This is a genomic window from Pseudoalteromonas sp. MQS005, from assembly GCF_001661605.1.
GTDB lineage: Bacteria > Pseudomonadota > Gammaproteobacteria > Enterobacterales > Alteromonadaceae > Pseudoalteromonas > Pseudoalteromonas tetraodonis.
In genome coordinates this window covers 1-10,590 of sequence record NZ_LYRQ01000056.1, presented here as the reverse complement: position 1 = coordinate 10,590, position 10,590 = coordinate 1, and the positions used below count along the sequence as shown (strand labels likewise).

Annotated in this window: 10 protein-coding genes; 3 read left to right on the top strand and 7 right to left on the bottom strand. The window is 41.2% G+C overall.

The annotated features are described in order from the left end of the window. Positions 1-104: 104 nt before the first annotated feature. Positions 105-569: a Spy/CpxP family protein refolding chaperone gene (locus A9479_RS16245; RefSeq protein WP_064664024.1), complete on the top strand. Its 465-nt coding sequence runs from the start codon at positions 105-107 to the stop codon at positions 567-569. A gap of 334 nt (positions 570-903) precedes the next feature. On the opposite strand, the gene yacG is transcribed toward A9479_RS16245, so the two are convergent. The 7 genes from yacG to nadC all read right to left on the bottom strand — a co-directional run bounded on the left by yacG (position 904) and on the right by nadC (position 8,037). Beyond that, entirely contained in the window at positions 904-1,134 is a 231-nt protein-coding gene (yacG, locus tag A9479_RS16240) for a DNA gyrase inhibitor YacG (protein WP_008114915.1), read from the bottom strand. A gap of 64 nt (positions 1,135-1,198) precedes the next feature. Then, positions 1,199-2,875 carry a type IV-A pilus assembly ATPase PilB gene (gene pilB / locus A9479_RS16235; protein WP_064664023.1) on the bottom strand — a complete coding sequence of 559 codons (1,677 nt, stop codon included), beginning with the start codon at positions 2,873-2,875 and terminating at the stop codon, positions 1,199-1,201. A gap of 134 nt (positions 2,876-3,009) precedes the next feature. Then, on the bottom strand, positions 3,010-3,639 hold the full coding sequence (gene coaE, locus A9479_RS16230; RefSeq protein ID WP_064664022.1) for a dephospho-CoA kinase: 630 nt from the start codon (positions 3,637-3,639) through the stop codon (positions 3,010-3,012). Positions 3,640-3,641: 2 nt separating this feature from the next. Then, the gene (locus tag A9479_RS16225) at positions 3,642-4,553 is read right to left on the bottom strand and encodes an A24 family peptidase (RefSeq protein WP_064664021.1); all 912 of its coding nucleotides are present in this window, start codon (positions 4,551-4,553) and stop codon (positions 3,642-3,644) included. A 285-nt stretch (positions 4,554-4,838) separates the two neighbouring features. Further along, positions 4,839-6,068: a type II secretion system F family protein gene (locus A9479_RS16220; RefSeq protein ID WP_064664020.1), complete on the bottom strand. Its 1,230-nt coding sequence runs from the start codon at positions 6,066-6,068 to the stop codon at positions 4,839-4,841. A 152-nt stretch (positions 6,069-6,220) separates the two neighbouring features. Further along, complete coding sequence (locus tag A9479_RS20195; protein WP_197487271.1) at positions 6,221-6,679, bottom strand: pilin; 459 nt, start codon at positions 6,677-6,679, stop codon at positions 6,221-6,223. Positions 6,680-7,191: 512 nt separating this feature from the next. Then, a complete protein-coding gene (nadC, locus tag A9479_RS16210; RefSeq protein ID WP_064664019.1) occupies positions 7,192-8,037 on the bottom strand; it encodes a carboxylating nicotinate-nucleotide diphosphorylase in 846 nt (281 codons plus the stop codon). Positions 8,038-8,311: 274 nt separating this feature from the next. Between nadC and ampD the strand changes: the two genes are divergently transcribed. Together ampD and ampE are read left to right on the top strand one after the other, a co-directional pair. Continuing rightward, entirely contained in the window at positions 8,312-8,857 is a 546-nt protein-coding gene (ampD, locus tag A9479_RS16205) for a 1,6-anhydro-N-acetylmuramyl-L-alanine amidase AmpD (RefSeq protein WP_064664018.1), read from the top strand. A 334-nt stretch (positions 8,858-9,191) separates the two neighbouring features. Further along, positions 9,192-10,043, top strand: coding sequence for a beta-lactamase regulator AmpE (gene ampE, locus A9479_RS16200; protein WP_064664017.1), 852 nt, complete (start codon positions 9,192-9,194; stop codon positions 10,041-10,043). Positions 10,044-10,590: the final 547 nt, after the last annotated feature.

Sequence of the window (10,590 nt, the reverse complement as noted above, 5' to 3'; positions counted from 1 at the left end):
CTTTACATAACCTTTACACTGCTTTGCGTTACTTTGCATTGAGCCGGTTATAGTGAACACACTGGCTAGCAGCCAACAACCAACTCAATATTAAGGTGATGATTATGACTAAGATAAACACGCTATCAAAATTAGTACTTATATGTGGCTTAACAGCAGCAACGCTCAGTGCGGGCAGCGCACTTGCAAAAGGTGATGGCCATAAACAAGGCCACTCTCAAGCACGCTTTTTACTCTCTGAGCGAGCAGCAGATAAACTGGCGCTTACTGAAGATCAACAAACACAACTAAAAGCGATTTTTACAGCGCAAAAAACGCAAATTAAAGCACTAAGAAGCCAAAATAAAGACGCGCGTAAGGCACAGCGCCAAGCTTATAAAGCGCAAAAGGATGCGTTATTGTCAGCGCCAAACTTTGACGAAAATGCAGCGAAAGAGTTATTAACCGCACGCCAAGATAAGAAGCAGCAATTGGGATTAATTAAATTGAAAACCCAGCATCAAGTAATGCAACTGCTTAACGCTGAGCAAAAAGAAAAGTTAGCTAAAATACAGCAGCGCCGCAGGTAATAGGGCGAGGTGCGAGGGGCGAGGTCCGCAACCCGAAGCCCCGCCTTGTATCTACAGAATATTTTGAACCACAGAGGGAGCAGAGGCGCTTTGCGCTACACAGAGAGAAGATCATTTATTGTCACTTTCTCTGTGTGCTCTGCGCCTCTGTGGTAGATAAATGACCTAAAACTTAATACTGACGCGGGGTAAACCGCTGCTACAGGTATAAAAAACCTTGCTATGTTAACTGCAAGGTTTTTAAATTTCTCGAACCTCGAACCTCGAACCTCGAACCTCGAACCTCGAACCTCGAACCTCGAACCTCGAACCTCGAACCTCGAACCTTTAAAAATCACTTAAAAAAGTCATCTTCGTTTTTTGCCATCATTGCTTCAATATCTTCAATCATGTCTTGGCTGAACTCATCTGCAGATGTAATCGGCGCTGAAATTTTATTATTTTCAAACGACCATTCACCTAAATCAATAAGTTGGCAACGTTTTGAACAAAAAGGGCGATTCGGACTTTGTTCTGACCATTCTACTTTTGCTTTACAGGTTGGGCAGTTAACCACTGTTGGCATAATTTACTCTCACATTAATATAGGCTTTGCGACTCAATTTATAATAAACAGCTAAGCTTTCTATTTAAAAACTAGTGACACGATTAATCTCAGCAAGTGAGGTCACACCCTCTGCGGCTTTACGAATACCCGATAAACGCAAATTGTTATATCCTGCTTTAAGTGATACCTCAGCAATTTCTAATGAGTTACCGCCGCGCATTATAATTTGCGCTATTTCAGGCGTAATTTTCATTACTTCGTAAATACCAACACGGCCTTTGTAGCCATCGGTACAGTTTTCACAGCCTTTAGGTGCGTATAAAACCATGTCTTGAATTTGTTGTTCACTAAAGCCTTGGCGTATAAGCTCTTCGCGAGGCAACTGCTCTGGTGTTTTACATTTAGAGCATAACCTTCGGGCTAAACGCTGAGCTATAATTAAACTAATAGAACTGGCCACATTATACGCGGGTACACCCATATTTAACAAACGAGTAATCGTTTCTGGCGCTGAGTTGGTATGCAGTGTTGACAGCACCAAGTGACCTGTTTGCGCCGCTTTAATTGATATTTCTGCAGTTTCTAAATCACGTATTTCACCCACCATCACCACATCGGGATCTTGACGTAAAAACGCCCGCAGTGCATTAGCAAAAGTCATATCTGCTTTAGTATTTATTTGTACTTGATTAACCCCTTCGAGGTTAATTTCTACCGGATCTTCGGCGGTACTAATATTCCGCTCCGGCTGATTGAGTATATTTAAGCCCGTATACAAAGAAACCGTTTTACCTGAACCGGTTGGGCCGGTAACCAAAATCATTCCTTGCGGTTGCTCAAGTGCATCGAGGTATAGTTTTTTCTGCTCGGGTTCATAGCCTAATACATCAATACCTAGCATGGCACTGGATGAATCAAGAATACGCATTACAATTTTTTCGCCCCACAAAGTTGGCATGGTACTAACACGAAAATCAATGCTTTTACGCTCTGTTACCTTAAGCTTAATACGGCCATCTTGTGGTTTACGCTTTTCTGCAATATCCAGTCGCGACATTACTTTTATTCGCGCCGATAGCTTACTGGCCAATGTATTTGGCGGGCTGGCTACTTCGTGCAAAATACCATCAATACGAAAGCGAATACGGTATTTGTGTTCATAAGGTTCAAAGTGTAAATCTGAGGCGCCTTTTTTTATTGCATCCATTAAAATTTTATTAATGTAGACAATTATCGGGGCGTCGTCTTTGTCATCGTCTTTAGGAGTGTGTTCTTTGTGCTGCTCAGAATCGAGTTCAGCGAACTCTTTAAATTCGTCTTCACTTAAATTTAAACTGCCAGTGGCATCGAGTAATTGCTCAATTTTGTTATCGAGCTGGACGTAGTCAACCACAACTACTTCGCACGATAAACCCGTGCTAAATTCAAAGTTTTCGAAGGCACCATAATCGGTAGGATCTGAGGCGGCAATATACACTTTTCTGCCTTTTTGTACCAAAGGCAAAATATGGTGTTTGCGGATCAGTTTTTCTTTAACCAGCTCAGCTGATATTTGTGCAACATTAAAATCTTTTAAATCAAAAAAAGGCACTCTAAATAAATCAATGCATTGCTCAGCTAAATCTTTACTGTCTATTTTTCCACATTTAGAGATAAGCTCTGCAGTTGACGCAAAATCTTGCTGCCGTGTTTTTACGGTATCAGTATCAACCCGGCCGAGGGTAATAAATTTTCTTAATAACGGTGAGTTAATATTCATTGCGCACCTGATTTAATCCTTCTTTAGTCAGCAATTTATCAGAAAAAAGAAAGGAATACATTAATCGTACCAACGCAGCAGACAATTTACTGATAAAAATATCAGTTTATGGCGCTGCGATTGGGTTAATTTATTTATATTGTAGACTTAGCTTGCTGTAAATAATAATTATGCAGTTTAAGTAAGTCTTGTTTTACATCGCTTAGGTCGCGGTTATTATTTAAAATATCATCCGCTTTTTGTTGTTTATGCTCTCGAGACATTTGTGCGTCAATAATTTGCTCTGCTTGTTCAATGCTTATATTGTCGCGTTGTGTAGTACGTGCAATTTGCACCTCTTTGGGAACATCTATTAGCAAAGTACGATGACAGTAGCCATCAAGCCCATTTTCAAATAATAGTGGGGCAACTAGCACCACGTAGTCGCTTTGCGCGTTTTTTAAATCAATAATAAGCTGAGTGCGTATTAATGGATGCAGCAGGGCATTGAGCCACGTTTTTTGCTCAGGGCTACTAAAAATGCGCGCTCTTAGCTCGCCACGATTTAAAGCGCCATGTGCATCGAGTATATCATTGCCAAAATGCGCAATAATCGCTTTTAGGCCATCAGTGCCGGGTTCAACCACTTGGCGAGCCACTATATCTGCATCCACAATAGTAATGCCTAGTTCTGCCAACATATCGCTAACTGCGGTTTTACCACAGCCAATCCCGCCGGTTAGCCCCAATACCCAGTTATTTATATGATGTTGTGTATTGCTCATCGTTAGTAGCCAATAAAGTTAAAATAGCTGTTTTGCAGTTGTGTGCCCCATAGCATAGTGATCCAACCGGCTATTGCTAAGTAAGGGCCAAAAGGAATGGGGGTTGCTTTGTCTTTACCTTGAATACTCAGAAGGGCAATGCCAATTACTGCGCCAACCACGCTTGAGAGCAAAATAATGGTCAATAACGATTGCCAGCCCAGCAAGGCTCCAAATACGGCAAGTAATTTAAAGTCGCCATAGCCCATGCCTTCTTTGCCGGTTATTAACTTAAACAGCCAAAACACGCTCCATAAACTTAAGTAGCCACATGCTGCGCCTATAATGGCATCGCTAGGGGCAATGGTATAACCCATAACTGAGGCGATTAACGCTAACCATAAAAGTGGCAAAGTAAGCTGATCCGGCAGTAGCATGTGATCAATATCAATAAAAGTCAGTGCTACCAACGCCCAAGTAACTACAATGTACAATAAAGCCTGCTCTGTTGCGTCAAAGGTGTAGGCAACCACTAAACTTAAAATAGCGGTAATGGCCTCAACGCTTGGGTAACGCACTGAGATTGGGTTATCACAAGTTGCGCATTTACCTCTTAAAAATAACCAGCTAAATATAGGAATGTTTTGCCATGGTTTAATGGCTGCTTTGCACTTAGGACAACATGAGTTGGGTTTAACTAAGTTAAACGTGTCAGTAGTGTGTTCAGTGATTTGTTTAGCCTTTGGGCTGGTTAGTTCATCTGCTAATAATAAGCGGCATTCAGTTTGCCATTCTTTTTGCATCATCAGCGGTAAGCGATAAATCACCACATTTAAAAAGCTACCAATACATAAACTCACTAGGCCAATCGTGGTTAAGTAAAACCATAAATGGTTTTGCATCGTGGCGGTGATATCAATAAAAAGACTTTGCATTTATTTTACCTAAAACTAAATTCTGTGTTGATAATACAGTTGTTTTATATAAGTGCAAAGTTAGGGGTTAGGATGGTAGGTTCGAGGTTCGAGGTTCGAGGTTCGGGCGACGGGCTACGAGTTGCGGGGAACCACCGCGTTTTAATTGTTCTGTAGGCGGGGCTTTATGCCGCGCAAGGTCATTATTCACAAAGAGGTTAAGAGACGCTTCGCTTTTAGAGGTAGTTAAGGTTACGGGTAACGGGCGGCGAGCTGCGGGCCTCGAACCCCGCGCCTAAAACCTGTCTAAACAACTGAACCTAGTTGGAATATAGGTAAGTACATGGCCACAATTAAGCCACCCACTAATACTCCGAGTACCGCCATTATTAACGGCTCAAGTAAGCTAGATAGGCCATCTACCGCGTCATCCACTTCTTGTTCGTAAATAGTGGCAACTTTTGCCAGCATGCCATCAAGCGAACCTGACTCTTCACCAATGGCGACCATTTGTATCACCATATCGGGGAATATTTTAGAGTTGCGCATCGCCCAGTTCATTTGATTACCTGAACTCACCTCGGCTTTTATTTCTAAAATAGCATAACGGTAAACTGCATTACCTGATGCACCAGCAGCAGAGTCTAGCGCATCTACCAGCGGTACACCGGCAGCAAAGGTGGTCGATAAAGTACGCGCATAGCGCGCCACGGCGGCTTTATTTAAAATCATGCCGACAACAGGGAGCTTAAGTATGGCGCGGTCGGTAGCATCACGCAGTTTTAAACTTCTTAAATGGGCTTCTTTAAATAGATAACCAAAGGCAATTACTGCAATGAGTGCTATCCACCAGTTCGCTTGCATAAATTCTGATATACCAATCACAAATAAGGTAAAAGCAGGAAGCTCAGCACCAAAGCCAGCAAAAATATCTTGAAATTGCGGTACTACAAATATCAGTAATATAGAGGTAACAATGAATGCTACAACTAAAACTGCTGCGGGATAAAACATGGCTTTTTTAATTTTTGATTTAAGCGCTTCTGATTTTTCTTTATAAAGGGCGACGCGGTCAAATATTTTATCCAAAGAGCCCGATTGCTCACCTGAAGCCACTAAATCGCAATATAAATCATCAAAATAACGAGGATATTTTCTAAGTGCGTTTGAAAGCGGCAACCCAGCTTTTACTTCATCACCAATAGCGCCCATGAGCTTGCTTACACTTTTATTGGTAGAGCCTGAACCTATCATTTCTATGGATTGTATCAGTGGTACACCCGCCATTAGCATAGTGGCAATTTGCCTTGTCACTAAAGCAATATCCTTTGGCGTAATTTTTTGCACACTTTGCAAACCAAATAGTGGCTTAGCCTTACGTTTAACTTTTGAGGGGGTAATACCTTGCTTGCGCAATTGTGCTTTAACTAAAGCAATGCTTGAACCTGAAAGTTCTCCTTCGAGTTTTTTACCTCGGGCACTAACACCGACCCATTGGAAGGTATCTAAACCTTTATTTTCTTGTTTTTTTGCCACTAGATTAACCTACATGAAATTATGATATTGACGAAATCAAATTTTATATTTTTTTATAGATGTGAAAAGTAAGGCTAATGTAGAATACATAACTCATTTTGATGTTAGAGTAATATTTTGAATGGGGGGCATTTACCCCCCATTATCTATTACTATTTTGTTGCTCCTGCGCAACCTTTAGGTGCTATACTTTCGTCACCTGCAGCAAGATCGTTTGTACATGTCCATTTAAACCCATTATTTGTAAGGTCAGGTGTAAAAGTAAACTTTTTACCTTGTAGCTTTGAAGATACCCCTGCTGAGTTCATTGTAGCAACTATAACTCCTGTGCCAGCTGTAACCGCAGTGCTAGCATAAGTCCCTGTAACAGACAAATCTGTGTTCTTAGGCGCAGTTGAAGCACCTGGATAACTTCCATTAGACTGATAAAATTCAGAGATTGCCGTTTTAGCTCCAGCTGCAAGTGAAACAGCTTCTGAAGCTTGTGCTCTTGCCGTGTAATTTTGATACTGCGGCAATGCTACGGCTGCTAAAATACCGATGATTGCTACTACAATCATTAATTCAATTAGGGTGAAACCCTTTTGGTTTTGTTGTGTCATTGTTTGCATGTTTCCTCTCCTAAAGGATAATGTTGTGGTAAGCCAAACGGGTATAAGTTTATAAACTGTAACTTATGTTGTTCACTTAACCTGTTACTACAAAAATAAAATCATTTTGCCAAATTTAGTGCTGTGTTTAAGCGGTAAAATATTGGCCGTTAAAACACACACTTTATGGCGGTTATTCGTTAATTTGTCCCTTACTTGAGCATAAACCTAACTATTAAAAGTTAGTTATAACCCGCGTAAGTTACAAGCTAATTATAAAAATAAACCCTATCGCTTATTTTTACTCTGTCCCTTATAAATATCTTTTCACTCTTTATAACTAATTAAATATTTAAAACTAGTCAATATGAACGAGTCTAACACTGTTTATTGCGCTTTTGTATGTAAAAACTTTATAAAAAACGCATTAATTTAATAACTTGTTACAAATAGTCCTTTTGGATTATTTAATGCCCTTTTTTAAAAGCTGTCAATCAATTAGCGCAAGAAACTATAAATAAATTTTACATTATTTACTCAAATCGCATCGATAAATCGATTGATTGTAAATTTTTTGTAAGCGCACCACTTGAGATAAAGTCGACCCCAGCTTGTGAGTAGGCTTTTAGTGTTTCTAGGGTCATATTGCCTGATACCTCTAACTTGGCGCGCTTATTTGTAATGGTAACCGCTTGGCGTATTTGCTCTGGGTTAAAATTATCTAACATTATAATATTGGCACCAGCGTTAATGGCTTGCTCTAGCTCATCAAACGATTCAACTTCAACCTCTATAGGTTTATCGGCATGATTTAGCTTAGCTTGAGCTACTGCGTTATTAATTCCTCCACAGGCTGCTATGTGGTTTTCTTTAATTAAAAACGCATCAAACAAACCAATTCGGTGGTTTGCACCGCCGCCACATTTAACTGCATACTTTTGTAGCGCTCTAAGTCCTGGAATAGTTTTACGGGTATCGAGTAGTTGCGTGCTAGTACCGCTTAACTCTTTTACATAGTGCGCTGTAGTTGTGGCCGTACCAGAAAGCGTTTGTACAAAGTTAAGTGCGGTGCGCTCGGCTGTTAAAATAGCGCGAGCAGAACCTGATGCGGTAAATAAAGTGCTATTGGCACTGACAAAGTCGCCGTCGTTCACGCATATATTTACAACCACGCTTGGGTCGACTTGTTTAAACACTTCAATGATTAGGTCTTTACCACAAAAGATGCAGTCTTCACGGGTGATCACTTTCGCATGGGCTTGCTCTGCTTGAGGAATAAGCTGCGCGGTAATATCGCCTTGTTCAGCGCTTTGATAATTTAGGTCTTCATCAAGTGCTAGAGTGACAAGTTGACTAATTAGGGTATGCGAAATAGACATGAAAAAGCTCATAATAGATAATAAATTAACTAAATTTTACTCTGTTTAATTACTAAATAGAAGCAGCTAACAACTAAACTAATCAACCAGCGCTTAATTTACACGTTGATCATATTTTATCGTTTAGTATTACGCTATCTTTATAGGGTTAAATCTATTAGCATCTTGATATACATCAATTTTGGTTGATTAACCTGAGCGCTGCGAGCTACGGGTAACGGGATGCGGGTAACGGGCTATGGGCAGCGGGCTACATAAGTTTTAAATAAATAGTATGAAAATAGATTCTTTAGGCGTTATAAATAATATTAGCCAGCGGGCGTGTAGCCACTTTGACGAGCGACCTGCTCAGTGCGATATTTCGCTGTTGGTTATTCATAATATTTCATTGCCCGCAGGGCAGTTTAACACTCCGTACGTTGATGATTTATTTATGGGGTGTATTGATTGTAATGCGCACCCTAGCTTTAGTGACCTAGAGGGGCTTAAGGTGTCAGCGCATTGTTTTATTAAGCGCTGCGGCGAAGTTATACAGTATGTGCCTTTTGAAAAACGTGCATGGCATGCGGGGCGCTCCTGCTTTGCTGGGCAACAAAATTGTAATGATTTTAGTATAGGTATAGAGCTTGAAGGCACAGATACAACTAACTATACCGATGCGCAATATCAAAGTTTAGCAGCATTGACGCAGGCTATTATGCAGCGCTATCCAAAAATAACAGCCAGTAATATAGTTGGGCATTGCGATATAGCCCCTGGGCGAAAAACCGACCCTGGAGCGAGTTTTAACTGGCGTAAGTTTTTTAACCTAATTAAATAACTAGGGTCTGTTGACCTTTCAAGGTTAAATTTGCAGCAGTCTGTTTGGTATTTAGGCAAGGCAGCGCCTATGTGGTGTGGTTATTCCCCATAAATAGGCGATAACGTAGCATCAATGCCAAACAGGCGCTGCCCTTTGGGTTCTGCCTAGGGACGATTTACTCTTTGTTGCCTACATGGATGTAGGTAAGGGGCGTGAGCAGGACGCGGAAGCTTTGCTCGGTTTTGACTTAGCCCACTAGGTTGCAAACCTCGCGCCGCGATTAAATCGCCCCTAGTTTGAACAAATTATAATCCGCAAAGGTCAACAGACCCTAAATTAAGCGAGTAACAACATGATTTTGGTTTCAATAATAATTGCACTGATACTTGAGCGTTTAGGTGCTCGCTCTGCGCATTGGCAAATGAGTTATTACGCTAATGGCTACTTAACTCGCTCTGTTAATTTATTGACCAATAAAGGTTTATTTGGCACAGCAACAGGTTTTTTAATTTGGCTATTACTGCCTGTGATTGCTGTTGGGTGTGTGTATTTCTTATCTGACTTTGCACTTTGGCAGCTTGTTTTTAATGTGGCGGTGTTACTCGTTTGTTTTGGTTGTGCTAAGCAACGCGCTTTATATAAATCGTATTTAAATGCACTGACCCGAGGGGATCAAACCGCTGCGTCTTTGTATGCTTTGCAATTAGGGCAAAAACGCACCCAAGAGGAACAAGGCGGCGAAACCTTAGGGCAAACGCTGGCTTGGGTTAACTTTCGATTTTATTGTGCGGTTATATTTTGGTTTGTGGTATTGGGCGTTGCTGGTGCTGTTTTTTATGCATTAGTACGTACCTTTGCCGACTTAGTGAGTGATAACCGTGATGAAGTCATTGCTAAGCATTTTAAACTCCTCCATCGTTTACTATTTTGGCTTGATTGGCTCCCTGCGCGTATTACCAGTTTTGGCTATCTAGTGATTGGTAACTTTAATAAAGGAACTAGCTGTTGGCTTCATTACGTGTTTGACTTTTCAAGCCCTAATCGCAAGGTGGTTACTTATACTGCATTGGCCGCCGAGCAAGTTGAAGAGCGCTATTATGGTTGCACCTTTGAAGCCACCTGTATGATCAAACTGGTTAAGCGAAATGTACTTTTCTACTTAGTATTGATTGCTTTAATGACTTTATTTGGTGGTTTAAGTTAAAGACTAGGTTTTAGGTAGAAATTAAGCCAAGCACCGTGTTTAGCTTGGTGTTGGCGGGCTGCGCGAGCAACGGGGGGCGGGCTAAAACCTCTTTACCCCCATCCTCTCTTTGTGTAATAGTTTTTAAGTAATTTATTTACCACAGAGAATGCTGAGTAAACAGAGGAAGTGACAATCAATGGTTGTTCCCTCTGTGGGGCGCGAAGCGCTTCTGTGCCCTCTGCGGTTCAAAAAATAAATATATTTGGTGTTAGGTTTTAGGTTCTAGGCAGAGATTAAGCTAAGCATAGTGTTGGGTTAATCGTAGGCGGGGCTTTATGCCGCGCACTTTACTTTTTTGTGACGGGCTTCGAGTTGCGGGCTTAAAACCTTTAACCTTTAACCTTTAACCTTTAACCTAAACATGCGCGAGGTAAACTCCCGCCTACAATGTAAAAACATGTTTGCAAATTACTCTACATTTTATCCTATTGCGAACCCCGAACCCCGAACCCCGAACCCCGAACCCCGAACCCCGAACCCCGAACCCCGAACCCCGAACCCCGAA

Coding starts and splice junctions, on each gene's coding strand:
- A9479_RS20195 (WP_197487271.1), bottom strand. CDS start 6,679: ATGCAAACAATGACACAACAAAACCAAAAGGGTTTCACCCTAATTGAA.
- nadC (WP_064664019.1), bottom strand. CDS start 8,037: ATGTCTATTTCGCATACCCTAATTAGTCAACTTGTCACTCTAGCACTT.
- ampD (WP_064664018.1), top strand. CDS start 8,312: ATGAAAATAGATTCTTTAGGCGTTATAAATAATATTAGCCAGCGGGCG.
- yacG (WP_008114915.1), bottom strand. CDS start 1,134: ATGCCAACAGTGGTTAACTGCCCAACCTGTAAAGCAAAAGTAGAATGG.
- A9479_RS16245 (WP_064664024.1), top strand. CDS start 105: ATGACTAAGATAAACACGCTATCAAAATTAGTACTTATATGTGGCTTA.
- pilB (WP_064664023.1), bottom strand. CDS start 2,875: ATGAATATTAACTCACCGTTATTAAGAAAATTTATTACCCTCGGCCGG.
- coaE (WP_064664022.1), bottom strand. CDS start 3,639: ATGAGCAATACACAACATCATATAAATAACTGGGTATTGGGGCTAACC.
- A9479_RS16225 (WP_064664021.1), bottom strand. CDS start 4,553: ATGCAAAGTCTTTTTATTGATATCACCGCCACGATGCAAAACCATTTA.
- ampE (WP_064664017.1), top strand. CDS start 9,192: ATGATTTTGGTTTCAATAATAATTGCACTGATACTTGAGCGTTTAGGT.